Origin of the sequence: Brevundimonas sp. (assembly GCF_052436175.1) — a bacterium.
GTDB lineage: Bacteria > Pseudomonadota > Alphaproteobacteria > Caulobacterales > Caulobacteraceae > Brevundimonas.
Map to the genome: position 1 here is coordinate 1 of NZ_JBQVNM010000021.1, position 23,915 is coordinate 23,915.

The 23,915-nt window shown below is 69.2% G+C and carries 23 protein-coding genes, 1 pseudogene and 1 riboswitch; of the genes and pseudogenes, 14 read left to right on the forward strand and 10 right to left on the reverse strand.

All coding sequences use genetic code 11. The annotated features are described in order from the left end of the window. A pseudogene (locus ACT6QK_RS06965) lies at nt 1–661 on the reverse strand (amino acid ABC transporter ATP-binding/permease protein); the annotation flags it as partial. Next, a complete protein-coding gene (cydD, locus tag ACT6QK_RS06970; protein WP_444597095.1) occupies nt 658–2,271 on the reverse strand; it encodes a thiol reductant ABC exporter subunit CydD in 1,614 nt (537 codons plus the stop codon). The pseudogene ACT6QK_RS06965 and the gene cydD, both read right to left, overlap by 4 nt. Before the next feature lie 126 nt (nt 2,272–2,397). On the opposite strand from cydD, the gene ACT6QK_RS06975 reads away from it, so the two are divergent. The 8 genes from ACT6QK_RS06975 to ACT6QK_RS07010 all read left to right on the forward strand — a co-directional run bounded on the left by ACT6QK_RS06975 (nt 2,398) and on the right by ACT6QK_RS07010 (nt 10,451). After that, nucleotides 2,398–3,987, forward strand: coding sequence for a cytochrome ubiquinol oxidase subunit I (locus ACT6QK_RS06975; protein ID WP_444597127.1), 1,590 nt, complete (start codon nt 2,398–2,400; stop codon nt 3,985–3,987). Between the two features lie 27 nt (nt 3,988–4,014). Continuing rightward, entirely contained in the window at nt 4,015–5,163 is a 1,149-nt protein-coding gene (gene cydB, locus ACT6QK_RS06980) for a cytochrome d ubiquinol oxidase subunit II (protein WP_444597096.1), read from the forward strand. 23 nt (nt 5,164–5,186) lie between these two features. Further along, complete coding sequence (cydX, locus tag ACT6QK_RS06985) at nt 5,187–5,336, forward strand: cytochrome bd-I oxidase subunit CydX (protein ID WP_444597097.1); 150 nt, start codon at nt 5,187–5,189, stop codon at nt 5,334–5,336. A gap of 124 nt (nt 5,337–5,460) precedes the next feature. Continuing rightward, complete coding sequence (locus tag ACT6QK_RS06990; RefSeq protein ID WP_444597098.1) at nt 5,461–6,249, forward strand: enoyl-CoA hydratase-related protein; 789 nt, start codon at nt 5,461–5,463, stop codon at nt 6,247–6,249. 7 nt (nt 6,250–6,256) lie between these two features. Further along, nucleotides 6,257–7,432 (forward strand): aminotransferase, encoded by a 1,176-nt coding sequence (locus ACT6QK_RS06995; protein WP_444597099.1) that lies wholly within the window; start codon nt 6,257–6,259, stop codon nt 7,430–7,432. Nucleotides 7,433–7,547: 115 nt separating this feature from the next. Beyond that, nucleotides 7,548–7,746, forward strand: a riboswitch (cobalamin riboswitch). Between the two features lie 73 nt (nt 7,747–7,819). Next, on the forward strand, nt 7,820–8,695 hold the full coding sequence (locus tag ACT6QK_RS07000; protein WP_444597100.1) for an ABC transporter substrate-binding protein: 876 nt from the start codon (nt 7,820–7,822) through the stop codon (nt 8,693–8,695). After that, the gene (locus ACT6QK_RS07005; RefSeq protein ID WP_444597101.1) at nt 8,692–9,669 is read left to right on the forward strand and encodes a FecCD family ABC transporter permease; all 978 of its coding nucleotides are present in this window, start codon (nt 8,692–8,694) and stop codon (nt 9,667–9,669) included. The genes ACT6QK_RS07000 and ACT6QK_RS07005 overlap by 4 nt, the downstream gene beginning before the upstream one ends. After that, nucleotides 9,666–10,451 carry an ABC transporter ATP-binding protein gene (locus ACT6QK_RS07010; RefSeq protein ID WP_444597102.1) on the forward strand — a complete coding sequence of 262 codons (786 nt, stop codon included), beginning with the start codon at nt 9,666–9,668 and terminating at the stop codon, nt 10,449–10,451. The genes ACT6QK_RS07005 and ACT6QK_RS07010 overlap by 4 nt, the downstream gene beginning before the upstream one ends. On the opposite strand, the gene ACT6QK_RS07015 is transcribed toward ACT6QK_RS07010, so the two are convergent. From ACT6QK_RS07015 to ACT6QK_RS07030, 4 genes are all read right to left on the reverse strand, one after another. After that, nucleotides 10,448–10,714 carry a SemiSWEET family sugar transporter gene (locus ACT6QK_RS07015; protein WP_444597103.1) on the reverse strand — a complete coding sequence of 89 codons (267 nt, stop codon included), beginning with the start codon at nt 10,712–10,714 and terminating at the stop codon, nt 10,448–10,450. The two genes, ACT6QK_RS07010 and ACT6QK_RS07015, sit on opposite strands and share 4 nt — an antisense overlap. Further along, complete coding sequence (locus tag ACT6QK_RS07020) at nt 10,711–11,205, reverse strand: low affinity iron permease family protein (protein WP_444597104.1); 495 nt, start codon at nt 11,203–11,205, stop codon at nt 10,711–10,713. Before ACT6QK_RS07020 ends, ACT6QK_RS07015 begins: the two co-directional genes overlap by 4 nt. A gap of 75 nt (nt 11,206–11,280) precedes the next feature. Next, nucleotides 11,281–11,862: a hypothetical protein gene (locus tag ACT6QK_RS07025; protein ID WP_444597105.1), complete on the reverse strand. Its 582-nt coding sequence runs from the start codon at nt 11,860–11,862 to the stop codon at nt 11,281–11,283. 94 nt (nt 11,863–11,956) lie between these two features. Next, the gene (locus tag ACT6QK_RS07030) at nt 11,957–14,227 is read right to left on the reverse strand and encodes a S9 family peptidase (RefSeq protein ID WP_444597106.1); all 2,271 of its coding nucleotides are present in this window, start codon (nt 14,225–14,227) and stop codon (nt 11,957–11,959) included. A gap of 138 nt (nt 14,228–14,365) precedes the next feature. Between ACT6QK_RS07030 and ACT6QK_RS07035 the strand changes: the two genes are divergently transcribed. The 6 genes from ACT6QK_RS07035 (at nt 14,366) to ACT6QK_RS07060 (ending at nt 18,219) form a co-directional block, all read left to right on the forward strand. Next, nucleotides 14,366–15,169: an extensin-like domain-containing protein gene (locus tag ACT6QK_RS07035; RefSeq protein WP_444597107.1), complete on the forward strand. Its 804-nt coding sequence runs from the start codon at nt 14,366–14,368 to the stop codon at nt 15,167–15,169. 234 nt (nt 15,170–15,403) lie between these two features. Then, on the forward strand, nt 15,404–15,607 hold the full coding sequence (locus tag ACT6QK_RS07040) for a cold-shock protein (RefSeq protein WP_444597108.1): 204 nt from the start codon (nt 15,404–15,406) through the stop codon (nt 15,605–15,607). Nucleotides 15,608–15,769: 162 nt separating this feature from the next. After that, complete coding sequence (locus tag ACT6QK_RS07045) at nt 15,770–16,438, forward strand: DNA-3-methyladenine glycosylase family protein (protein WP_444597128.1); 669 nt, start codon at nt 15,770–15,772, stop codon at nt 16,436–16,438. Further along, on the forward strand, nt 16,435–17,094 hold the full coding sequence (locus ACT6QK_RS07050) for a trimeric intracellular cation channel family protein (protein WP_444597109.1): 660 nt from the start codon (nt 16,435–16,437) through the stop codon (nt 17,092–17,094). The genes ACT6QK_RS07045 and ACT6QK_RS07050 overlap by 4 nt, the downstream gene beginning before the upstream one ends. 1 nt (nt 17,095) lies before the next feature. Further along, complete coding sequence (locus ACT6QK_RS07055; RefSeq protein WP_444597110.1) at nt 17,096–17,479, forward strand: hypothetical protein; 384 nt, start codon at nt 17,096–17,098, stop codon at nt 17,477–17,479. Nucleotides 17,480–17,658: 179 nt separating this feature from the next. Next, on the forward strand, nt 17,659–18,219 hold the full coding sequence (locus ACT6QK_RS07060) for an HNH endonuclease (protein ID WP_444597111.1): 561 nt from the start codon (nt 17,659–17,661) through the stop codon (nt 18,217–18,219). Nucleotides 18,220–18,725: 506 nt separating this feature from the next. On the opposite strand, the gene ACT6QK_RS07065 is transcribed toward ACT6QK_RS07060, so the two are convergent. From ACT6QK_RS07065 to ACT6QK_RS07080, 4 genes are all read right to left on the reverse strand, one after another. Next, nucleotides 18,726–20,117 carry a hypothetical protein gene (locus ACT6QK_RS07065; protein ID WP_444597112.1) on the reverse strand — a complete coding sequence of 464 codons (1,392 nt, stop codon included), beginning with the start codon at nt 20,115–20,117 and terminating at the stop codon, nt 18,726–18,728. Between the two features lie 51 nt (nt 20,118–20,168). Next, nucleotides 20,169–21,821, reverse strand: coding sequence for a hypothetical protein (locus ACT6QK_RS07070; protein ID WP_444597113.1), 1,653 nt, complete (start codon nt 21,819–21,821; stop codon nt 20,169–20,171). Nucleotides 21,822–21,825: 4 nt separating this feature from the next. Further along, nucleotides 21,826–22,794 (reverse strand): hypothetical protein, encoded by a 969-nt coding sequence (locus ACT6QK_RS07075; protein ID WP_444597114.1) that lies wholly within the window; start codon nt 22,792–22,794, stop codon nt 21,826–21,828. A 70-nt stretch (nt 22,795–22,864) separates the two neighbouring features. Beyond that, nucleotides 22,865–23,776 (reverse strand): helix-turn-helix transcriptional regulator, encoded by a 912-nt coding sequence (locus tag ACT6QK_RS07080; RefSeq protein WP_444597115.1) that lies wholly within the window; start codon nt 23,774–23,776, stop codon nt 22,865–22,867. Nucleotides 23,777–23,915 lie beyond the last annotated feature (139 nt).

Genomic DNA, 23,915 nt, shown 5'->3' on the forward strand with positions numbered 1-23,915 from the left:
CGGGCGCCGCCGCCGCCAGCGATCCCAGTCGCGCCTTGAAGTCGCCCGTCGCCGTTTGGGCCGCGCGCCCGGCCGGTTCGGCGCGACGCCCGATGACCACCGCCCCGCCGACCGCCAGCCCCATGGCCGCCAGAACCGCCATCCCGGCCAGAGGATGGGCCAGGGCGGCCAGCAGCGCCGCCGTCGCCGCCCCGACGCCCAACGCCCACGGACTGGACAGGCGCACGAACAGGGTCTGGATCGCGTCCACGTCCTGCACCAGACGCGCCGAGGCCTCGCCCGCCGACAGGCCCAGCGACCGCGCCGGATCTCCGGCCGCGAAGGCGCGGAACAGCTGCGGACGCAAGGCCGCCAGCGCCTTCAGCGCCGCCTCATGCCCCGACACTCGTTCGACATAGCGCGCCCCGGTCCGGACGATGGCCAGCAGGCGGATGATGGCGCTCGGCATCATGTAGTTGAAGCTCTGGGCCGCCGCCGACCCGGCCGCCCCCGCCAAGGCCGCGCCGGTGATGAACCAGCCCGACAGGCCCAGGAGACAAACCGCCGCCGCCGAAACCGTCCCGGCCGCCGCCGCCGCGATCAGCAGCCGGGCGCCTTGGACGCGGCGCTGTTCGGCGACCATCCGGCCGACGACGGACGCCTGATGTCCCGCGCCGCTCACAGCCTCACCACGCGATCAGCAAGCGCCATCACCGCCGTCGAATGGGTGGCGATCAGGGTCGTGCGGCCCACGGCGGCGGCGCGGATCACCTCCAGCATCGCCTGTTCGGCCTCCGGATCCAGATTGGCGGTCGGCTCGTCCAGCAACAGGACCGAGGCGGGCTTCAGCAGGGCCCGAGCCATCCCCAGCCGCCGACGCTCTCCGCCCGACAATCCGCCGCCCCGTTCGTCCAGCATCCGGTCCAGATCGCCGCTCAGCCCCGCCGCCCCGGCCGCCTTGAGAATCTGCGCCGTCGAGGCCCCGCGCAGGGCCAGACCGATGTTCTCGCCCACCGTGCCCGGGACCACCATCGGCGCCTGACTGGCCCAGGCGACCTGACCCGCGAACCCGCCTTCCGCCGGCAGGGGGGCGCCATCTATCTCCACCGATCCGCCGCTCAGGGGGGCCAGACCCAGCAACAGGTGCAGCAGGGTCGACTTGCCCGCCCCGCTGGCGCCGGTGATGGCCACGATCTGTCCGGGCCGAACCTCCAGATCGAACCGGTTGAGCACCGGCGCCGCCGCCCCATAGGCCACAGTCGCCTTGCGGAAACGGATCGCCGGGGCGTCGCTCAGCAGGGTCCGTTCCGACGCGCGCGCCATGACGGGCGCCGTCGCCAACCTGGGCGCCGCCGCCTCCGCCGCCTGACGGTCATGATAGGCCGCCGCCAGCCGTCGCATCGGCGCATAGACTTCCGGCGCCAGAGCCAGGACGAAAAACGCCCGCGCCAGATCCAGCTGCTCCGGCACGGGGAAGGGCAGCAGCCTCAGCAGGTTGAACCCGCAGTAGACGGCGACCAGGGCCACCGACAGGGCCGAAAAGAACTCCAGCACCCCCGACGACAGGAAGGCGATCCGCAGCACGCGCCCTGTGCGCCGCCCCAACTCGTCAGACGCCCCGGCCACCTCCCGCGCCGTGCGGTCCTCCGCCTGGAAGGCGAGGATGGCCGGCAGCGTCCGCACCCGGTCCAGGAACAGGCCCGACAGCCGCTCCAGCGCGTCGAACTGGCGCCGGCTCTCATCCGCCGCCGCCATCCCCGCCAGAGCCATGCCGGCGGCAAAGGTCATCAGGGTGAACAAGAGGACACCCGCCGTCACCGGGCTGGCCACGGCGACCACGGCGATGGCGATCAGGGGCACGACCACCGCCGCCGCCCGGGCCGTGGCGAACCGCGCGTAATAGCCGTCCAGGGCTTCGACGCCCTCCACCGCCCCGCTCATTCCGGCCTCCGCCGTTCTCCTCCCGGTGAACAGATCGACCAGCACAGCGCGCCGCGTCCGGCCCTTGACGCTCCGGGCCAGTTCGATCCCCGCATCTGCGGCAATCCGGGCCAGAAGTCCGCGCACGATCAGGGCGACGACAGACAGCGCGATGCAACCCAGCGCCGTCGTGGCCGCTCCGCGCGTGAGGGCATCGACCGAAAGCGCCAGCCCGGCGGCGAAGGCCACGGCCGGCACGACGTCGGCGACCGTCAGGGCCGAGGCGCGCATCCGCTCGCGCCGGGCGACGTCGCCCGCAGACTTCAGCCAGGCCCGCGCGTCGAACCCGGCCTCGAGGATCTCGCTGCTCATGCCGCCCCCCCTACGCGCGGATGCGCACACGCGCCTTGATCCAGATCAATGCCGGGCGTCTGATCGGGGTCTAGTCCCGCCTCATCGCCGCTCCTCCCGGATCGGCCGTTCCGGAGCCATGCCATGATCGACCACGCGGTCGTCGACCTGTCCCGTCTGCAGTTCGCGCTGACGGCCCTGTACCACTTCCTGTTCGTGCCGCTGACGCTCGGCCTGTCGTTCATGCTGGTCATCATGGAGTCGATCTATGTCATGACCCGCCGGCCGATCTGGCGGACCATCACCCGCTTCTGGGGCGTGGTGTTCGGCATCAACTTCGTCCTCGGCGTGGCCACGGGCATCACCATGGAATTCCAGTTCGGCATGAACTGGGCCTACTACAGCCACTACGTCGGCGACATCTTCGGCGCGCCCCTGGCGATCGAGGGCCTGATGGCCTTCTTCCTGGAGGCCACCTTCGTCGGCCTGATGTTCTTCGGCTGGGGCAAGCTGAAGCCGGTCACCCACCTGTTCGTCACCTTCATGGTCGCGCTCGGCACCAACCTGTCGGCCCTGTGGATCCTGATCGCCAACGGCTGGATGCAGAACCCGGTCGGTGCCGCCTTCAATCCCGACACCATGCGGATGGAGGTCACGGACTTCATGGCCGTGCTGTTCAACCCGGTGGCCCAGGCCAAGTTCGTCCACACCGTCTCGGCCGGCTATGTCTGCGCCTCGGTCTTCGTGCTCGGCGTCTCGGCCTTCTACCTGCTGAAGGGCAGGCATCGCGGCTTCGCCAAGCGGTCGATGACGGTGGCCGCCGCCTTCGGCCTCGCCTCCTCCCTCTCCGTCGTGGTGCTGGGCGACCAGTCCGGCTACGCCCTGACCGACAACCAGAAGATGAAGCTGGCGGCGCTGGAGGCCATGTGGCGCACCGAGCCCGCGCCCGCCGCCCTGACCCTGATCGGCATTCCCAGCCTGAAGGACCGCGAGACCCATTACGCCGTCCACATCCCCTGGGTCATGGGTCTGATCGCCACCCGCACCATCGACAAGCCGGTCGAGGGCATCTTCGAACTGGTCGCCACGGCCGAAACCCGCATCGAATCCGGCGTCCTCGCCTATGACGCCCTGCAGAAGATCAAGGCGAACCCGACCGATCTCGCCGCCCGCGGCCAGTTCGAGACCCACCGTCGCGACCTGGGCTACGGCCTGCTGCTGAAACGCTATGTCGCCGACCCGCGTCAGGCCACGCCCGAGATCATCCATCAGGCGGCCTGGGGCACAGTGCCGAACGTCCCGGTCATGTTCTGGGTGTTCCGCGTCATGGCCGGGATCGGCATGCTGATGATCGGCCTGTTCGCGACCGCCTTCGTCCTCTGCACCCTCGGCAAGCACGAGACCCGCTGGTTCCTGCGGCTCGCGGTCCTGGCCATTCCCCTGCCCTGGATCGCCATCGAGTTCGGCTGGGTTCTGGCCGAGTTCGGCCGCCAGCCCTGGGCGGTGGAGGGCGTGCTGCCGACCTTCCTCGGCGCCTCTTCCCTGACCGTGCCCCAGCTCTGGGCGACCATCATCGGCTTCACCCTCCTCTACGGCGCCCTCGCCGTGGTCGAGGTCCGGCTCCTGCTTCGCGCCATCAAGAAGGGCCCGTTCGCCGAACAGGAAGAGTTCGGCGCGCCCGATCCCGACCAGTCCGGCGCCCAGCCCGCGCCCTCCCCCGCTCCGGCCGTGGCCTGACGCCCAGATCCGGAAAGGACATCCCTCATGGAACTCCCCCTCGACTTCGCCACCCTCCGGCTGATCTGGTGGGCCCTTCTGGGCGTGCTGCTGATCGGTTTCGCCCTGACCGACGGCTTCGACCTCGGCGTCGGCGCCCTGCTGCCCTTCGTCGCGAAGACGGATGAAGAGCGGCGCATGGTCATCAACACCGTCGGCGCCACATGGGAAGGCAACCAGGTCTGGTTCATCCTCGGCGGCGGCGCGATCTTCGCCGCCTGGCCCTTCGTCTATGCGGTCAGCTTCTCGGGCTTCTACCTGGCGATGTTCCTGGTCCTGGCGGCGCTGATCCTGCGGCCGGTTTCGTTCAAGTATCGCTCCAAGCGTCCCGAGAAGCGCTGGCGGACCCTGTGGGACTGGGGCCTGTTCATCGGCGGCTTCGTCCCGGCCCTGGTCTTCGGCGTGGCGGTCGGCAATGTCCTGATCGGCGCCCCCTTCCGGCTGGATGCGGACCTGCGCTCCTTCTACGAAGGCCACCTGCTGGGCCTGTTCACCCCCTTCGCCCTGCTTTCCGGGCTGCTGTCGGTGGCCATGCTGGTGCTGCACGGCGCCGCCTGGATTTCGGTCAAGGGCGAGCTCGGCCCCGTGGTCGATCGCGCCCGCCGCTTCGGTACGATCGCGGGCGTGCTCAGCCTGGTCCTGTTCGCGGCCGGCGGCCTCTATGTCGCCTTCGGCGACCTGGGCTTCCGCGTCACCGGCGTGCTGGACCCGAACGGCTTCTCCAACCCCCTGCGCACGACGGTTGAAGCCGCACCCGGCGCCTGGCTGGACAACTACGGCCGCTATCCCTGGATGTTGATCGCCCCGGCCCTCGGCTTCGCGGGCGCCCTTCTGGCCCTGGTCGGTCTGTGGAAGCGTTCGGCGCCAATGGCCTTCAGCGGCTCGTCACTATCCACCGTCGGCATCATCTCCACCGTCGGCCTGTCGATGTTCCCCTTCGTCCTGCCCAGCTCCATCCACCCACAGTCCAGCCTGACGGTCTTCAACGCCTCGTCCAGCCACCTGACCCTGTTCATCATGCTGATCTGCACAGTGATCTTCCTGCCGCTGGTGCTCCTCTACACCGCCTGGGTCTACAAGGTGCTGTGGGGCCGAACCTCGACCGAGGCGCTCAAGACCAACCCGGACCTCTACTAGAGCCGGCCTGAAAGGATTTTCCCATGTGGTATTTCTCCTGGATTCTCGGCCTGGGCCTGGCGGTCGGCTTCGGCATCCTCAACGGCCTCTGGCACGAGTTCCGCCTGTTCGACGAGGGCGACACGGGCCTGTCCACGCCCGACACTGCCGAGGAGGCTGACGCCTCGCAGTGATACCGCCGTCCGCCGTTCCGCGCTTTCCACCCCGGGTGGTCTCGCGAAATCGCGGGGCCGCCCGCTTTGCGTTCGGGATCGACCCGGGTATGCCGGAGCCGTCAAAGTTTCCGGAGCGCGCATCATGGCCGACACCTACGACAACCTGCTGATCGAGCGTCACGCCGACGGCTATGCGGTCGTCACCCTGAACCGGCCCGAGGCGCTGAACGCCCTGAATTCGGCCCTGTTCGCCGACCTGGCCGCCTTCCTCGACAGCGTCGAACACGACGACAGCGTCCGCTGCCTGATCCTGACCGGCTCGGGCGAAAAGGCCTTCGCGGCCGGCGCCGACATCAAGGAGATGGCGGACCAGTCCTACGCCGACATGTATCGCGGCAACTATTTCGCCCTCGGCCACGACCGGATCACCCGGTTCAGGAAGCCGATCATCGCGGCGGTCAACGGCTTCGCCCTCGGCGGCGGCTGCGAACTGGCCATGCTGTGCGACTTCATCATCGCCTCGGACAGGGCCAAATTCGGCCAGCCCGAGATCAATCTCGGCGTCGCGCCAGGCATCGGCGGCTCCCAGCGCCTGACCCGGCTGGTCGGCAAGTCAAAGGCCATGGACATGTGCCTGACCGCCCGGATGATGGACGCCGAGGAGGCCGAGCGCGCCGGTCTGGCCTCGCGCATCTTCCCACACGAGACCCTGCTGGACGAGACCCGCAAGATCGCCGCCCGCATCGCCGCCCAGAGCCCACTGGCTGTCATGGCCAACAAGGAGATGGTCAACGCCGCGCTGGAGACGACCCTGACCCAGGGCGTCCAGTTCGAGCGCCGTCTGTTCCATTCCCTGTTCGCCTTCGACGACCAGAAGGAGGGCATGGCCGCCTTCGTCGAGAAGCGGAAGCCGGTGTTTACGGGCAAGTAGCCGACCCATGAGCCTCGATCCCTCACGTCTCAACCCGGTCTATGCCGACATGGGCGTGACGGTGTTCGAGACCATGTCGGGCCTCGCCCGCGACCTCGGCGCCATCAACCTCGGACAGGGTTTTCCCGACGCCCCCGGCCCCCGCGCCCTGCTGGAATCGGCGGCCCAGGCCGTGCTCGACGGGCCGAACCAGTATCCGCCGTCACGCGGCCTGCTCGCCCTTCGCAGCGCCGTAGCCCGCCACTACGGCCGCCATCAGGGCCTCGACCTGACGGAGGCCGGGGTACTGGTCACCTCGGGCGCCACCGAGGCCATCGCCGCCGCCCTGCTGACCGTCGTCCGGCCCGGCGACGGGGTAGTGGTGATCGAGCCCGCCTATGACGCCTATGGCCCTCTGATCCGGCGCAGCGGCGGCATCGTCCAGCCCGTGCGTCTGGCCCCGCCCGACTGGCGCATCACCGAGGCGACGCTGGAGGCGGCGATCACCCCCGCCACCCGCACCCTGATCCTCAACAATCCGCACAACCCGACCGGCCGGGTCTTCGACGCCGACGAAGTCGCCGCCGTGGCCGCCGTCTGCATCCGCCACGACCTGATCGCCGTCTCGGACGAGGTCTGGGAACATATCCTCTTCGACGGTCGCACCTTCGCCTCCCTTCTGGCCCAGTCCGGCATGGCGGACCGCACGATCAAGATCGGCTCTGCGGGCAAGATGTTCGGTCTGACCGGCTGGAAGGTCGGCTTCGCTTGCGGCGTCCCGGCCCTGATCGACGTCGTCGCCCGCGCCCACCAGTTCCTGACCTTCACCACCCCGCCCAATCTCCAGACCGCCGTCGCCGAGGGGCTGGACTGGCCCGACGACTGGTTCGGCGACATGCGGGCCGACCTGCAACGCTCGCGCGACCGGCTGGCCGACGGCCTGGCCCGCCATGGCTTCGTCGTGACGCCGTCGGAGGGCACCTACTTCCTCTGCATCGACCTCCCGGCCTCCGGCCTGCCGGCCGACGACGAGGCCGTCTGCCACCGGCTGGTGCGCGAGTTCGGCGTCGCTTCCATCCCCGTCTCGGTCTTCCAGTCCGGCCCGACCATCGGCGTCCTGCGCCTGTGCTTCGCCAAGGCCGACGCCGTTCTCGACGAAGCCGTCGACCGTCTGGGCCGGGCGGCAAAGGCGATGCGGAGCTGAAGTCGGGAGCGCGGACCTCCAGGTCCGCTCTGCGGACGCCGAAGGGCGGACCGGAGGTCCGCGCACCAGACACGTCCCAGGCGTTGCGCGATTGCCCCCGCCCCGGTCCTCGACTAACCCTGTCCGCGCGACAGGTTCCTCGAGGCTTCGGCCGAGGGGATGAAAAGGGAACTCGGGTGGAAATGCCCGGACTGCCCCCGCAACTGTAGGCGGATAGCCCGCGCCGACAGCCACTGGACCCCGGTCCGGGAAGGCGGCGTTCTTCGGGGCCGTGACCCGCGAGTCAGGAGACCTGCCCGTCGCGGTCGTCCTTCGTCCGGCCGGGGTGTGTCGGGGGAAGCGGGTTTCGCCCGGCCGACGACGTCCGTCTGTCGCTCGAGGTCCGCCATGCCGCCACCCCTTTCTGACCCCCAGCCGCATCGTCGTGCGGTCCTGACCGGCGCGGCGGCCCTCGCCCTCGCGCCGACAAGCGCCCTCGCCGCCGCCCGCCCGCGCCGCATCGTTTCGCTCAATCCCTGTCTCGACGTGATCCTGATCCGGGTCGCCGACCGGAGCCAGATCGCCGCCCTCAGCCGCTACTCGCGCGACCGCTACGGCTCCACCATCGCCGATCAGGCCCGCAGCCTGCCCTTCACCCGCGGCACGACGGAGGAGGTTCTGGCCCTCTCGCCCGATCTGGTTCTGGCGGATCAGTGGGGCGGCGACCGCACCGCTGCGGCCCTCGCCCGCGTCGGCGTCCGGGGCGAGCGGTTCGACGTGCCCTCGACCGTGGCCGACAGCCTCGCCCAGGTCCGCCGCGTCGCCGCCCTCGTCGGCCATCCGGAGCGGGGCGAGGCCCTGGTCCGCTCCATCGAGACCACGCTGGCGCAATGCGCGCCCCGCCCCGGCGACCGGCCGATCCCGGCCCTGGTCTTCATGCCCGGCGGCTTCGCCTCGGCCCCCGGCACGCTGATGGACGAGATGATGCGCCGCTGCGGCCTGACCAATGTCGCGGCCCGCTACGGGCTGACCGGCTCCATGTCCGTGCCGCTGGAGCGGCTGATCGCCGACCCGCCCGAACTGCTGCTGACCGGAGCCGCCTTCCCCGGTGCGCCCGGCTGGGCCGAGCGGACCATGGAGCATCCGGCCCTGAACCGGCTGTCATCGCGCATGCGCCGCGCCGTCTTCCCCGAGCGGCTGCTGTTCTGCGGCGGACCGGTCCTGATGCAGAGCGCCCGCACCCTCGCCGCCGCCCGCCGCCGCGTGCTGGAGGCCCGCACATGAGACCCGCCCTTCTCTATCCGCTGCTGCTCGGCCTTCTGGCCCTGCTGTTCGGCCTCAGCCTGATGGCCGGACCCGTCTGGGTCCCGTTCAGCGCCTGGACGACGCCCGACCTCGATCCGCGCTGGGCCATCGTCTTCGAACTGCGCCTGCCGCGGGCCTGTCTTGCGGTTCTGATCGGCGCGGCGCTCGGTCTCTCGGGCGCGGCGCTTCAGGGCTACACCCGCAACCCCCTGGCCGACCCCGGAGTGCTGGGGGTCTCGTCCACAGCGGCCCTCGGCGCCGTCATCGCCCTCTATTACGGCGCCACCGTCGTCAGTCCCTGGGTGCAACCCGCCGCCGCCATGGCCGGCGCCCTGCTCGGCGTGGGCGTGCTTCTGGCCCTGTCCGGAAAGGGGGCCAGCCTCGTCGGCTTCATCCTGGCGGGGACGGTGCTGAACATCATCGCGGGCGCGGGCGTCTCTCTAGCCCTCAGCCTCGCCCCCAATCCCTGGGCGGTGGCCGAGATCGTCAACTGGCTGATGGGCTCCCTGGCCGACCGCAGCTTCGAGGAGGTCCGGCTGGCCCTGCCCTTCATCGTCCTCGGCTGCGGCCTCCTGCTCGCCACCGGCCCGGCGCTCGACGCCCTGACCCTCGGCGAGGCGGGCGCCCGGTCGCTCGGGGTTTCCATGTCCCGCACCCGCGCCCTTCTGGCCGGGGGCGTCGGTCTGGCGGCCGGGGCGGCGGTGGCGGTGACCGGGGTCATCGGCTTCGTCGGACTGGTCACCCCCCATCTGGTCCGGCCCCTGGTCGGCGCCCGCCCCGGCGCCCTGCTGATCCCCTCAGCCATCGGCGGCGCCGTCGTCACCCTGGCGGCCGACATCGTCGTGCGGCTGGTCCCGGCGGCGGTCGAGATCAAGCTCGGCGTCGCCATGGCCGCCGTCGGCGCCCCCTTCTTCCTCATCGTCCTTCTGCGAGACCGGAGCCGACTGTCATGAGCGGTTTCAGCACAGCGGGCCTTTCAGGCGCCGATCTCCGCGTCAATCTCGGCGGCCGCCGCATCCTCGACGGCGTCAGCCTCAGCCTGTCCCGGGGTCAGGTCACCGCCATCGTCGGCCCCAACGGCGCCGGCAAGTCGACCCTCGTCTCCACCCTCGCCGGCTTGCTGAAGCCGACTTCGGGCGCCGCCGCCCTCGATGGCCGCCCGCTCTCCGGCTTCTCGCCGCGCGAGCGCGCCCGCCGCCTCGCCGTCCTGCCCCAGACGCCGGAGATCGCTTGGCCGGTGACGGTGCGGACACTGGTCGGCCTCGGCCGCACCCCCTTCACCGGTGCGCGCGGGCTGACGACCGCCGACCACGCCGCCGTCGATCAGGCCATGCAGACCACCGGCGTCACGGCCTTCGCCGACCGACTGGTCACCACCCTGTCCGGCGGCGAGCGGGCCCGCGTCCTGATCGCCCGCGCCCTGGCCGGCGAGCCCGAATGGCTGGTGGCCGACGAGCCCCTGACCGGCCTCGACCCGGCGCATCAGCTGGACGCCGCCGCCCTGTTCCGGTCGCTGGCGGATCGGGGGCTGGGTGTGGTCCTGACCCTGCACGACCTGACCCTGGCCCTGCGGCTGGCCGACCGGGTGGTGGTGCTGTCGCAGGGCGCCGTCCTCGCCGACGGGCCGCCGGATCAGGCCCTGACGCCCGACGTCCTGCGCCGCGCCTTCGGCGTCGAGGCGATCATCGAGACCACGGCCGCCGGGCAGATGGTGGATGTCCGGGGCCGTCTCTAACCCCGCCCGAACCGCCACTTCATGATAAGCACCGCCAGGGCCATCAGGAAGGCGCAGCCATTGGCGACCACGATCGGCCAGGCGCCGGTCAGCACCCCATAGCCGACCCACAGCACGAAACAGGTCACGGTCAGGGAATAGGTCTTCAGACTGACCGAGGAGGCGTCCTTCTCTTTCCAGATCTTGATCATCTGGGGCGCGAAACTGGTGATCGAACACAGGGCCGCCGCCGTGCCGACGACATTTGCGATGAGGTCGCTCATTTCGCGGCCGGCTTGCGCGTGGAAGAGGTTTTGCTGCGTTCCTTCGCCGGCGTCGCCGCCTTGGGCTGGGCCGCCTCGACGTCCTCGGCGCGCAGGGCCGGCTTGCCCCTGATGGCCCGGGCGGGCTTGCCGCTGTGCACCTCGAGGCCGCGCTTCTCGACCTCCTCCAGAATCTTGTCGAGTTCCCGCTCGGTCAGGTGCTCGATGCCGATGAACCGGGCGTCGGCCCGCCGGACCGCATAGATCAGCTCGTCCAGCTTGGCCTGCATGGCCGCCCCGTCGCGGTTCTGGGAGTTCTGGATCAGGAACACCATCAGGACGGTGATGATGGTCGTGCCTGTGTTGCTGACCAGCTGCCAGCACTCGATGAACCTGAAGATCGGCCCCGACAGGGCCCAGACCAGAACGATGGCCACGCAGGCGATGAAGGTCCACGGCTTGCCCGCGATCTTGGCGGTCAGGGTGGCGAAACGGATGAACAGCTTTTCCATCCGGGCGGAACGGCCACGCTTGGCGGCGGTTCCTGTGTCGGCGGGCGGGCAGAGGCTGGCGACTGCTGCCGAGCGTCAGGAGACGTTTACAGGGACCCAGTCATCAGGGAGTTGATGCCACGGCGCATCCGGAAACCGAGCCGCCATCTCCTGCTTGATGAGACGCTCGCGGCGTATGGGGCCGCCTACGTGCCAGGATGCTTCTTCTTCACCGAAGTCGGCAGCCAGACGGGCCGGGACATGAGCCTCGGCATCCCAAGCAGCCGTGATTTCCATGTCCTGAATAGCCGGATCCTCAACGCGCGTGTTCCAAGTCCGACTTGGCGTCCAGACGGTGACGGTTAGACTCCCGACCGGCCATTGCACCGAAGGGCGAGGCTCAACCAAGGCAGGCACGACGCTATAGCGACCTAGCTTTTTCCAGCGACCACTCCTCAGGGCTGAAGTGATGCTGGCAATGCCCACCGAAATCACCGTCATCACGGGAGCGGCCAATATGTCCGCAATGTCGGCGATCTGGTTGGTGCGGACCCGGAAAAATCCGACCCGCCTATCGGGGGTCACCTGACCATAGTAGAGCCACCCGTGTTCTCCGCTCAAGGCATACACGGACCCGCCGATCATGTCGGCGCGCGCCTTTGGGGCTTCATCAAACATAGCGCAAAGTTGCACCCCGAAGGCCGTCGGGCAATGTCCGCGCCCCAAGCCTGACCGACGTCATCGACGTCATTCGGAACCCGGCGCCAGTCCCCTACCGCGACCTCTCCCCGATCGTCCGATCGAGGAAGTCCAGATAGGTCCGCCACTGCTGCAGTTGGCGCTCGTTACCGCGCACGCCGTGGCGTTGGCCCGGATAGAGCATCAGCTCGAACGGCATGGACCGGGCCTGAAGGGCGTCGATGACCCGGGTGGAGTTCTCCAGGATGACGTTGTCGTCGGCCATGCCGTGCATCAGCAGCAGCCGCCCGGTCAGGTTCCCCAGACGGGGGATGACGTCCGACGCCGCGTAGCCCTCCACATTGGCCTCGGGCGTCGACATGTAGCGCTCGGTATAGGCGGTGTCGTAGAGGCTCCATTCGGTCGGCGGCGCCCCGGCCAGGATGGCGGCCAGTCCCATCTTCGGCTCGGTCCCCATCATCAGGCTCATGAAGCCGCCATAGCTCCAGCCCATGACCGCGATCCGGTCGGCGTCCACATAGGGCTGGCTGCGCAACCAGTCGGCGGCTAGGACCTGATCCTCCACCTCCGGCTGGCCCATCTTCAGATACAGCGCCTGTTTGAAGGCGGCGGAGCGGTCGCCCTCGCCCCGGTTGTCCAGACGGAAGACGATATATCCGGCCTCGTTCAGCAACTGGGTCGTCGCCGGCTGCCAGCCCTTCTTGACCCCGCCGCCGGACGGGCCGCCATAGACCTGCATCACCACCGGATACCGCTTGGACGGATCGAAGCCGGGGGGCGTCGTCATCATCCAGACTAGGGTCTCGCCATGGCTGTCCAGCGTGCCGAAAGTCGGTTCCTGACGCCGCGCGACATAGGGCCAGTAGGGGTGGCCTTCCTTCAGTTCGTTCTGTTCGATCCAGCGCACGAAGGTCCCGTCGGCCCGGTACAGGCCCGACTGCGGCGGGGTGGTCAGGTCGGTGTAGTTGCCGACATAGGCCGTCGCCGTCCGGTTCATCGACACGCCCCACCAGCCCCCGGCCGAGGTCACCGCCACCGGCGTCGTCGTGCGGCGTAGCGACGTGCGGAACATCTGCTGCTCGATCGGCTGTTCCTTGCCGTCCTTCATCGAGGCGGTGAAGAAGACCTCGCCCGTCGTCTGATTGACGCCGTTCAGGCTCTTGACCGGATACTCGCCGCGCGTGATCGCCCGCAGCCGCCGCCCGTTCCGGTCGTAGAGATACAGGTGCCGCCAGCCGGTCTCCTCGCTCGACCAGATGAAGCTCCCGTCCTTCAGCGCCTTGAAGTCGTGGTTCAGCGACACCCAGGCGTCCGACGTCTGGCTGGCGATCACCCGGCTGGCCCCCGTCGCCGGATCGACCGACAGCAGGTCCAGCGTCTTCTGGTCCCGGCTCAGCCGCTGGACATAGAGGGTCCGGCCGTCGTCGGACCAGTTGACCCGGGCCAGATAGATGTCGGGGTTCGCTCCCAGATCGACCTTGACCCGCGTCCCCGCCGCCCGGTCCTGCACATAGAGGTCGACCACCGCATTGGGCCGCCCGGCGCGGGGATAGCGCTGCTCGATGGTGCGGGCGCCGCCGCCGGTGATGTCGAGGCGCGGGATGACGTCGACCGTCGATTCATCGGTGCGCTGCAGGGCGATGTATTTCTCGTCCGGGCTCCACCAGTAGCCGGTGTCCCGATCCAGCTCTTCCTGGGCGATGAATTCGGCGGTGGCCCAGGTGATGAGGTCCTTGCCCTCGGTCGTCACCGCCGTCTCGGCGCCCGAGGCCAGGTCGATGAAGAACAGGTTCTGGTCGCGCACGAAGGAGACGAAGTTCCCCTTCGGACTGACCTTGGCGTCGATCTCGTCTGCGGGCGTCTGGGTCAAACGCCGCACCGCGCCGGACGTCTCGCCCGCCGTCGGGCGCGAGGCCAGATAGATGTCGCCCTCCAGCGGGGCCAGGATGTAGCGCCCCTGCTCGTCCCACGAATATTCGACCACCCCGCGCTGCGAGATCCGCATCCGCTCGCGCCGCGCCTTCTCGGCTTCGGACAACTCGCCCGCGTCGGGAACCAGGGCCCGGGCGTCCACCAGCTTGAACGGCTCGCCCGCCCCGGTCGGCGCCGCCCACAGGTCCAGCACCTGAACGTCGTCCGGCCGCGCCCGCAGGAAGGCGACCAGCTCCCCGTCCGGCGACAGGCTGACACCCTGGGCCACCGGGCCGTTCAGCGACGGATTGGCGAACACCCGCTCGGGGGTCAGGATCGACGGATCGGCGACGGCGGAAGACGGCGCGGGGGTCTGGGCGGCGGCCTGACCGGCGACGGCGGCGAGCAGGGAGGCGAGGATCACGGTTTTCATGGCGGCGGACGCTAATGCGGAATCGGCGGCGAGGCGACCGGCGCCGGAGTGATTTTCGCCCTGCGGCGTCCGGTCCCTGCCACCGCGCGCCGTTTCAGGCGTTGCTGTATGCGGCCGCACGGGCCAGGCCGAGGCGGCATGAAGCGGGACTTCGCGGACTTCTGGAATTTGCTGTGGGAGCTGGGGCTGGCCCTCTGCGCCGGCTTCGCCCTGCTCAACGCCTTCGCCCCGCCCCAGGACCTGTTCTGGAAGCCACTGGACCTGAACCGCCCGGTGGGCAGCGCCACCGCCGCCAAGGTGGCCGGTTTCGAGGTGCGACCCGACGACGCGCCCGAGGCCGTCGAGGGCGCCACCGAGGCCTGCATGTCCGCCCTGCGCGACGCGGGGGTCGAGGTCCAGCGAGCCGAAGACCGCAATGACGGCGGCTTCTGCGTCGTGCGCGGCGCGGTGCGCCTGACCGGCGGCGACGTCACCCCCCTGTCGCCTGGCGGCCTGGTCATGCAGTGCCCGCTGGCGGTGCGCTACGTCATCTGGGACCGGCAGGTTCTGCGGCCCGAGGCCGAGCGGGCGTTCGGATCCCGCGTCGCCCGGGTGGACAACATGGGCTCCTATTCCTGTCGCCGGATCTACGGCTCCACCGACGTGGCGGAGCGCCCCAGCGAGCACGCCCGGGCCAATGCGCTGGATGTGGCGGGCGTCACCCTGACCGACGGGCGGCGCGTCTCGGTGCTGGCCGACTGGGACGGGACCGGTCCCGCCGGCGCGCCGGGGGCGGCCTTCCTCCGCGCCATGCGCGACGGCGGCTGTCGCCTGTTCTCGACGGTCCTGACGCCCGACTACAACGCCGCCCATGCCGACCATCTGCATCTGGACGGCGCCCCGTATCGGCTCTGCGCCACGGGGCCGTCGCGATCGCGAACGGTCCAGCCCGGCGCCGGTTGAGCCGCGCAAAGCCCGCGTCCGCCTGACCAGCCGCGCATGGATCGTGCGCGGCGGCCGACTCGATTCCGGTTGACCGTCGCGGAAAGCCGGGTGACAAAGCCCTTGCAGTCCGGATTTTGCGTGGGGTCCAAACCCATGTGGCGCTCCTTCGCCTGAACGAGCTGTGTCCAGATGGGCTGACGGGCGACCCTGCGGGGCGCCTGCCTGGCAAAGCGCGTTTACGGAGACGCAGATATGGCGACCGGTACGGTCAAGTGGTTCAACCCGACCAAGGGCTATGGTTTCATCCAGCCCGATGGCGGCGGTTCGGACGTTTTCGTCCACATCACCGCGGTTCAGAAAGCCGGCCTCGCCGGTCTCGATGAAAACACCAAGGTCGAGTACGAGCTGGAAACCCAGCGCGGCAAGACCTCGGCGGTGGACCTCAAGGTCCTCTAAACCGACACAAGGCAACGGGCGCGGATCTTTCAGGTCCGCGCCCGTTTTCTAATCCGGCCCTGTTTTGTGGCCCAGCTCTGGCCGCCGCAGCCCTGTGGCGGCTTTCGGCCGTGGACGCCCCCGGCGTCTGGCGTGCGCTCCGCCGACATGCGATCCAGCGCCATGCCCGCGCCGCCCTCTCCCGCCGACATCGCCGCCGCGCGCGACGCACTGGCCCGGCTTGATCCGGCTCTGGCCCGGGCCCATGCGGCCACCCCGATCTTCGAATGGCGCAGCCGCCCCGGCGGATATGAGGGCCTGCTGCATCTGATCGTCTATCAGCAGGTCTCCCTGGCCTCGGCCGCCGCCATCTGGGCCCGCACCGTCCAGGGCCTCGGCGGAGCCGTCGTCCCCGAGGCCGTGCTGGCCCGCGACATCGAGACCTTGCGCGGCTTCGGCCTGTCCCTGCCCAAGGCCCGCTATGCGCAGGAGATCGCCCGCGCACAGATCGAGGGCCGCATCGAATTCGACGGCCTGTCGCGCCTGTCCGACGAGGAGGCCCTCGCCGCCCTTCTGGCGCTCAAAGGGGTGGGGCGATGGACCGCCGAGACCTTCCTCATGTTCTGCGAACACCGCACCGACATCTTCCCCGGCGGCGACGTGGCGCTGCAGGAGGCGATGCGCTGGGCCGACCGCGCCGTGCTGCGCCCGACGGAGAAACAGGCCTGGGCCCGCGCCGAAATCTGGCGTCCCCATCGCGGGGTGGCGGCGCACCTGCTGTGGGGATGGTATGGTGGCGTGAAGCGCGGCGAGATTCTGCTCGACGCCCAGGGGGCGGGGGACGACCTGTGACGCAACTGGTGGACGCCGAGGCCGCGCGGGTGCTGACCGATCCGGTCGCCGTGCTGGGCGCGCTCGACTTCGCCGGGGTGGCCGTCTTCGCCGCCACCGGCGCCCTGGCCGCCGCGCGCGAGAAGCACGATCTGGTCACCTTCGCCTTCTTCGCCGCCATCACGGGCGTGGGCGGCGGCACCCTGCGCGTCGTCCTGCTGGGCCTGCCGGTCTTCTGGGTCAACGACTGGCGCTATATCGCCGTCTGCCTCGGCGCGGCGGCGGCGATCTGGCTGATCGGCCAGAGGGACTGGCGGTTCCGCGCCCTGCTGTGGCTCGACGCCCTGGGTCTGGGCGCCTATGGCGTCCTCGGCGCGGCCAAGGCCGAGGCCATCGGCGCCGCCCCCCTGATCTGCATCGTCATGGGCGCCCTGACCGCCTGTTTCGGCGGCATCATCCGCGACCTGCTGGCCGGCCAACCCTCGATCCTGCTGAGGCGTGAGATCACTATCTCCGCCGCCCTCGTCGCCGCCACCACCTATGTCCTCCTGCGCGCCTTCGAGATCGGCTCCTGGCCCGCCGCCGTGGTCGCGGCCCTCCTCGGCTTCGGCCTCCGCGCCGGCGCCCTCGCCTGGGGCTGGAGCCTGCCGGGCTTCCCGGATCGGCGGGTGCGGTGAAATGCTAGAGTTCACGGCGCTGGAGCAGGCGGTATTCAAAGCGACCTGTGAGGCCCAACCCGAGATAGCTGCGTCGCTCGGCAAGCTACTGAAAACTGCGCGTGTTCTCGATCGCGAAAATACCGGCCATGGCTTCTACACATCGTTCGACGCGGATCGATCCAAAGCTCCCCTCGAGTGGCCATCGACGATCGTTGACGGACCAGATGCAGAGGTTGAAGTCTGCGGCGAGGCTCTTTTCATGGGCTTCATTCTGTCGCTCAAAGACGGTTACCCCGCGTATCTCGAAGGCTTCCAGTACTGCACGCCGTCAGGCGGCCATATCGACCTGAAGTCTGCAGGACTCGAGGGTATCAAGTGGATTCGTCCAATGCCGGCGCCATGAGCCATGGTTCCCGAATGACGCTTTCAGAACTGCGCCCCTTTCCCTCCCCGTCATCAAACCTTCCCCGATCCGTCGTGGCGGCGCTCTCGAATCAGGCGTAGTCTGTAACCACAGATAAGGAAGGAGCCGGTCTTCAGTCCTGTCGCCTCACCCCTTTTCCGAATGATCGGGAGAGCCTGATGCAGGTTCTCACCCGTCCGCCATCCGGGTTTCCCGCCCTGGTGCTGAACGCCGATTTCCGGCCGCTGTCCTACTATCCCCTGTCGCTCTGGCCGTGGGAGGAGGCGGTCAAGGCGGTCTATCAGGACCGTGTCGATGTCGTGTCCGTCTATGACAAGGTCGTCCGCAGCCCGTCGATGGAGATGGTCCTGCCCAGCGTGATCGCGCTGAAGAACTATGTCGATCAGGACCGCAGCCCCGCCTTCACCCGCTTCAACGTCTTCCTGCGCGACGGCTTCACCTGCCAGTATTGCGGCGACACGGCCGAACTGACCTTCGACCACGTCCTGCCCCGCTCACAGGGCGGCCGCACGACCTGGGAGAACATCGTCGCCGCCTGTTCGCCCTGCAACCTGAAGAAAGGCGGCCGCACCCCGGGCCAGGCCCACATGCCGGTCCGCCGCCTCCCGCACCGCCCGAACGCGTATCAGCTTCAGGAAGCCGGCCGCCGCTTCCCGCCGCACTACCTGCACCAGAGCTGGCTCGACTACCTCTACTGGGACATCGAGCTCGAACCCTAGGGTTTCCCGGTGTTTCCCATTTATGCCCAGATGCCTGTTTTGCTGGCATGAACAGGGTAATGGGCGATTGCCCGAGGTCGCCGCTCTATCCTCCGATTTGCTCCGTTCCGGTGACCAGATAGTGACCAGAAGCCGGGCTCAAACCCCGCCGTGGCGGGACGGACCCGGATAGATCCAACCGACTTGAGATGCTGCCGGATCGCCCAGATGTGCTTTGGCTTGAGAGGGGCCTCGGGGCCGGTCATTCGATCGGCGTTCCAAGGCTTGCGAGGCAAATGAACCGGGCTGGCGCATGGCCACCTCCCACGATCAACGCCCCCACCCCAGCTTACACTTCAGACAGCGGAGATGCGCCGAGAGCGGAACTTTGGTCATTGCCAGATACGAGACCTCTGTAAGGTATCGATCAACGAATGGTCTCCGCCAAGACCAGCTTGCGCATCGGCGTCGGAACCGACACGGTCGTCGAGGATGAGCGGGGCTGCCTGGGACCTGCCGGGTGTGGGTCAGTACACCCAGGTCCGGACGGTTCCGTCGGTATTCAGGCGGCGCACGAGATGTTCGTCCAGCGCGAACAGCGTGCCGTCGGGCCCGCGGCACAGGGCCCGGACGTCGCGGAAGTTGGCGCGGGCGGCGGGGCCGTCGTACGGATCCTCCTCCAGGCCCGGTCGGGCGACGTCGCGGCTATAGGATCTGCCGGTCAGAGCCGTCAGCCGCCCCGTCCTCTCGTCCAGGCGCAGCAGCTGGCGGCGCGCATAGGCGTCCATGTCCCGGGAGGCGATGACGATGGCGCCCGACGGCTCGACCGCCACGGCCTGGACGCCGTCCATGGTCTGGCCGCTGGCGCTGCCACTGCCGCGCTTGTAGGCTTGGTAGACGCGGCGCATCGAGCCATCGGGACGGATGCGCCAGATCATGGTCTGAAAGTCGTGCGCGCCGCTGGCCACACCGGTGATGCCGGCGGCGACGATCTCTGCGTTCGCGGCGTCCCAAACGATCGCTCTCACGGACACGACATCATCGCTGTTCACGCCTTCGCAGGCGGTTCGATCGCGGCCGAGGACCGTGGAGACCTGGCCGTCGGGCGTGATGCGGCGCAGGACGCAGTCGTTCTGGTCGGCGACCCAGATGTTGCCCTGGCCGTCCTCGATCGGCACGCCGGGCCGGTCGAACAGGGCGGCCGAGGCCGGGCCGTCGCGATAGCCGGATGTCTCGCCCTCGGGCCCGGCGATCCGCTCACTGACCCCGTCGCGGACGCGATAGAGGGCATAGGCGCTGCTGCTCAATAGACTGCCGTCGCCGGCCAGGCTGAACTCATGATACGGGGCCTCTGTGGTCCGGCGGGCGGCGTCATAGGTGGCGATCGGGGTGACCGCGCCGTCGGCGGCGATCCGCCACCAGCCGACCGGCCCGTCCGTGCCGGTCTCGAAGCTGCGGCCCGAGACGACCAGGCCGCCATCCGGCGCGCAGGCCATGCTGCCGATCCGCTCGAACAGGAAGGCCGGGGGGGCCAGATAGGGGTTGGTGGAGAGAAGCTGCGGCGGGCCGTCGACCGGCTCGAACTTCTGGCCGCGGCCGACATTGAGCCACAGGGGCTGGGGCGAAGACGACACGATCGTCGTGGCGCTCGGCCCCGCCACGCCCAGCCGGGCCGTCGGGGCTGAACGTTGTGCCGGACCGGGCGGCGGACCGCGACGGTCGTCGGAGCGACCCGGGTCGCGACGCGGCTCTTCGGGACGCAGGGCGCGATCCATTTGGCGCTCGGCCTCCTGTTCGACCCGCTCCCGGGCGCGATCCAGCAGACGGCCGAACAGGTCCTGGGCCTGGGCCGTCGGGGCCAAGCCGAGCGCGATCAGCAGGGCCAGGCCGGAAACCCGGCTGAAGCGAGGACGCGACATGGTCATTCCTATACTCCCGGGCGCCGCGCTGCGATTGGATCGCGTGGAGCCCTATTCGCAGTTGTAATTGTGGCTGGGCGTCAGTTCGTAGTGCTCGTCGCCCGAGCCGCTGACTGCGCCATAGGCGGTGCCGACGCTTCCCGGTCCGGTCGCGACGATGCCGGTCGCCACATCGCCGTTGTAGGTGACCGTGTAGGTCCCGTTGCCGCTCAGGCGGAACCCGTACATCGAACCTGAGTATCGATAGGAACCGCCCTGGGGCGAACTGGGCGTGAAGTTGACCGTCACCCCATTGCCCTCGACCGTGAAGGGCTGGCCGATGTCGCAGATCAGGCCCGTGCCGTGGAACTCGTCGGCCCCGCCCTCGATGCTGTAGGCCCCCTCGCTGATCAGCAGATCGAGCGTCAGTGTCGCCTTGCCGCGCCGCGACACAGCGTCGAGCCGGATCGACATCCGCGCCTTCTTTTCATTCGGCGCGGTGTGGACGATCGTGCCGGGGGTGCGATCAATCACGGCGGGGCTGATCGATTCCCCGCCCGTCAGCGTCGCCGTCACCCGGGCCGCGACAGCGGCCCCGTCGGTCCTGGAGATGACCGCGACGGGAATGTCCGACTTGGCCTTGGGATCGACGCGGCCGGGAGACTGGGCGTCGATGCGGATACAGGCCCCGCTGCTCCAGTGCGATTGCGCGCCCTCGATGGCCCCGATGGCCAAGGTCACTGCCTGGACCATGGCGCTGGACCTCATCGCGTCGGTCACGGCCCCCGTCTCTGCTCCCCGGCGCTCGGCGCCGGGCCGGAACTCTCCTCTACCCGACCGCTGCCAGTCGACCTCGCCCTGATAGCTGACGGTTCCGTCCCTCCCCGTGGATTTTCGGCTGTAGCGGGTCTGGATGTCCTGATCGGCGACCTCCGCATTGTCATCGGCGTTCAGGACGACGTGGGCCTCGACCTGGGAATCGACCGCAGCCGCACCGCCTGCGCCGGCCTTGCCGGCCTGACTGAGCTTGACGGTGAACTCGACCCGCCCCGAAGCATCGGGGCACAGCCCTTTGGTGATGAAGGTGGTCTTGGCGCCCGCCACCAGCCCGAGCGGTGGGACATCGACATTGCTCTCCAGCGATGTGGTCACCTGGCCGTCGGCGTCGCGGGAGATGGTGATGGTGGCCTTCTCGCCGGCGGCGCCATTGATCGTCTCGGTCCGGGAGCCAACCGTGCCCGCGTCACCACTATTGACGATGCCGCCGGCCATCCGAGCCCCCGACATGCCCGAGAGCGCAGCCGTGACGGTCGTAGACTCCAGAGCCTGCGCATGGGCCGGCGGGGCGACCCAGTCCAACAGGCCGATCGGCCGCCGAACGGTAGACACCGGCGTGCGCAAAGCGCCGGGCTGAACCGGCTCCGGACCTGAGGCGGCGGAAACGGAAAGGTCGGTGGACCCGATCTGCGCCACGGCGCGCGCGAGAATCGCCTTGTCCGCCGCCTCGATCGCGGCGCGGTGGGCGGCCAGTTCAGGAACATCGCGGCTCAGCCAGGCAACGGTGTCGGCGTTGAGCGATGGGAAGGCGGGTTCTTCGGGCAGGTCGATCCGGTCGACCAGCGCGTTGACCTCGCGCTGCAGTTCCGCGTTCGCCGACCTTTCGCAACCGGCGAGCGCCAGGGTGGCGGCGAGCGTCGCGGCGATGGCGAGGATCAGGCGGCGCATGGGGTCAGCGGGCCTGGAAGCGCCAGCGGATCGTCAGCGTGCCCTTCTCCTGCCAGCGACCCTCGGTGAAATAGATGGTCTCCTCGCCCGACTGGTCGCGCCAGTTCCGGCCCCGGACCTCGACGATCATCGGTTTCTGGTCGTCCCCCAGGCGGACCGGGAACTCCAGCATCTTGTCCTCGGAGCCATTGTCGTCGGACCGCCCGTCGGAGTCCTGACCCGAGATCGTTTCCGTCCCCGGCGTCAGCCCCGGCACCGGCAGTTTCAGCGCCAGCATACGGCTGTTTCGGTCGAACTCGACGCCGGTCAGGATGCCGGGTCCGTCGGTCGGGATCGACACGCCCGCCACGGACGCCGGCAGCCCCCCGCTGCCCTCGCGCCGGATCGTCTGGGTGTAGGGGGCCCCCGAACCGGGATCGATGACCGTGACCTCGATCGTCTCATTGATCGCGTAGCGGCCGGCGCCGAAATTACCTCCCCAGTACTGATAGTGGTCGCCGGGCTGCATCTGGGCCTCGATGTCCTCGCGCGAGTTCATCAGCGTCTGGGTCTGGCCGTTCGCCTGGGACTGTTGCGCAAGCTTCATGCCTTCACGCTCGAAACAGGCTTCGTCGTCGCCGCACCTTTCGCCGATCGCCTCGGCGGCCTCCATCATCGTCGACACGCGATTGCCGACGCCGAAGGCCCGGTCGACGCGGCCCTGGGCGGCAGCCAGCGCCGCCGCCTGCTCATGCAGCACCGGGATGTCGGCAGGGGGTTGAGCATAGACGTCGGCCGTAATCGTGGCATTGCGTTTGGCGCGCCATGTCACATGGCCCGTATTGCCCGGCTGGCGCTCTGAGCCCTCGGATTCATAGACGTATTCGACCGTCAGTTCGCCCCTGGCATTGGGCCGGGCCAGGTCCTGGGCGACGGCGGGCGCGGCAGCGACCACCAGGCCCAGACCCACTAGGAAACTTCGAGCACGCAACATCCATCGACCCCACGAAATGGCGAACGACGGCAGGCTAGGATCGGGCGCGGCGCGCGTCTTGGGCCAGGAGCTAGGGCTTTGCGCTACTCCAGGCGGATTGACGCCGCATGTCCGACGGGGTCACGCCGAAGCGCCGTCGGAAAGCCTGGTTGAACCAGGAAATGTCGCTGAACCCCGCCATGAGCGCCAGGGTCGCGATGGTGTGGTGGGCCAGATAGGGCGAGCCCAGCAGCGTGCGGACATGCGCCAGCCGCGCGTCCAGCACATAGTCGGTGAAGCTGGTCCCTTCGTCATAGAACAGGGCGCGGACATAGGCCGGGCTGACCCGATGCCGGCGGGCGATCCAGTCCAGCGAGAGCTCCAGAGCACCCAGGTTGGCCGCGACGTCGGCCTTGATCGCGGCGCGGCGCGCGGCGCGCACGCCGCCACGGCTGGCCCGCACCGCATCGTCGCGCCGGGCGCCCAGGGCCATCACCGTCAGATCGACGACATGGCTGGCCAGCATGGCCTGCTCGTCCGCCTCCAGCCCGTCCGCCTCGTCCAGCAAGGTGGCGGCATAGGCCTCAAGCAGGCGCGCGGCAGGGCGTGACCGCATCCGGGGATGGATCAGGCAGTCCTCCTCGGCCAGTCGCGGCACCAACTGGGCGGCCGGCACGGCGATCGAGAGGATGCGGCTCGACCGGGCGATGATGGTTGTGCAGCGCCCTCTGCGCGGCATGACGTTCAGGTCGCCGGCATGCACCTCGCGCTCGGCCTTGCCCGCCGCCACCACGCCGCCCCCGGCCGCGGTGATGCTGAGATAGACCAGCCCGTCGTCCGCAGAAGGCGTCACCAGCCGGATCGGCGAGGCCTCGATATTGGCCAGGTGAACACTGCCGATGGCGCACAGGTCCAGCGAAACGCGGGCGGGCGTATCGGCCTGAAAGTCGATGCCGCCGACGACATGCAGTCCAAACGCCGCTTCGATACCCTCCTTGCGCAAAGGGTCCGGCAACGCATCGCTCGAGAAACGTAATCGCATCGGTCACCTCGACGAGACAACCGCGATATACGGATTGCTTGGCGGCGGCGATAGGGCTTTCAGACTCTGGTGATCGGCGAGGGCGCCTCGGCCTTCACCG

What these genes read in the sequence shown, in the direction of transcription:
- cydD (WP_444597095.1), bottom strand. Translation starts at nt 2,271, where the DNA reads ATGAGCAGCGAGATCCTCGAGGCCGGGTTCGACGCGCGGGCCTGGCTG.
- cydB (WP_444597096.1), top strand. Translation starts at nt 4,015, where the DNA reads ATGGAACTCCCCCTCGACTTCGCCACCCTCCGGCTGATCTGGTGGGCC.
- cydX (WP_444597097.1), top strand. Translation starts at nt 5,187, where the DNA reads ATGTGGTATTTCTCCTGGATTCTCGGCCTGGGCCTGGCGGTCGGCTTC.
- ACT6QK_RS06990 (WP_444597098.1), top strand. Translation starts at nt 5,461, where the DNA reads ATGGCCGACACCTACGACAACCTGCTGATCGAGCGTCACGCCGACGGC.
- ACT6QK_RS06995 (WP_444597099.1), top strand. Translation starts at nt 6,257, where the DNA reads ATGAGCCTCGATCCCTCACGTCTCAACCCGGTCTATGCCGACATGGGC.
- ACT6QK_RS07000 (WP_444597100.1), top strand. Translation starts at nt 7,820, where the DNA reads ATGCCGCCACCCCTTTCTGACCCCCAGCCGCATCGTCGTGCGGTCCTG.
- ACT6QK_RS07005 (WP_444597101.1), top strand. Translation starts at nt 8,692, where the DNA reads ATGAGACCCGCCCTTCTCTATCCGCTGCTGCTCGGCCTTCTGGCCCTG.
- ACT6QK_RS07010 (WP_444597102.1), top strand. Translation starts at nt 9,666, where the DNA reads ATGAGCGGTTTCAGCACAGCGGGCCTTTCAGGCGCCGATCTCCGCGTC.
- ACT6QK_RS07015 (WP_444597103.1), bottom strand. Translation starts at nt 10,714, where the DNA reads ATGAGCGACCTCATCGCAAATGTCGTCGGCACGGCGGCGGCCCTGTGT.
- ACT6QK_RS07020 (WP_444597104.1), bottom strand. Translation starts at nt 11,205, where the DNA reads ATGGAAAAGCTGTTCATCCGTTTCGCCACCCTGACCGCCAAGATCGCG.
- ACT6QK_RS07025 (WP_444597105.1), bottom strand. Translation starts at nt 11,862, where the DNA reads ATGTTTGATGAAGCCCCAAAGGCGCGCGCCGACATGATCGGCGGGTCC.
- ACT6QK_RS07030 (WP_444597106.1), bottom strand. Translation starts at nt 14,227, where the DNA reads ATGAAAACCGTGATCCTCGCCTCCCTGCTCGCCGCCGTCGCCGGTCAG.
- ACT6QK_RS07035 (WP_444597107.1), top strand. Translation starts at nt 14,366, where the DNA reads ATGAAGCGGGACTTCGCGGACTTCTGGAATTTGCTGTGGGAGCTGGGG.
- ACT6QK_RS07040 (WP_444597108.1), top strand. Translation starts at nt 15,404, where the DNA reads ATGGCGACCGGTACGGTCAAGTGGTTCAACCCGACCAAGGGCTATGGT.
- ACT6QK_RS07045 (WP_444597128.1), top strand. Translation starts at nt 15,770, where the DNA reads ATGCCCGCGCCGCCCTCTCCCGCCGACATCGCCGCCGCGCGCGACGCA.
- ACT6QK_RS07055 (WP_444597110.1), top strand. Translation starts at nt 17,096, where the DNA reads ATGCTAGAGTTCACGGCGCTGGAGCAGGCGGTATTCAAAGCGACCTGT.
- ACT6QK_RS07060 (WP_444597111.1), top strand. Translation starts at nt 17,659, where the DNA reads ATGCAGGTTCTCACCCGTCCGCCATCCGGGTTTCCCGCCCTGGTGCTG.
- ACT6QK_RS07065 (WP_444597112.1), bottom strand. Translation starts at nt 20,117, where the DNA reads ATGTCGCGTCCTCGCTTCAGCCGGGTTTCCGGCCTGGCCCTGCTGATC.
- ACT6QK_RS07070 (WP_444597113.1), bottom strand. Translation starts at nt 21,821, where the DNA reads ATGCGCCGCCTGATCCTCGCCATCGCCGCGACGCTCGCCGCCACCCTG.
- ACT6QK_RS07075 (WP_444597114.1), bottom strand. Translation starts at nt 22,794, where the DNA reads ATGTTGCGTGCTCGAAGTTTCCTAGTGGGTCTGGGCCTGGTGGTCGCT.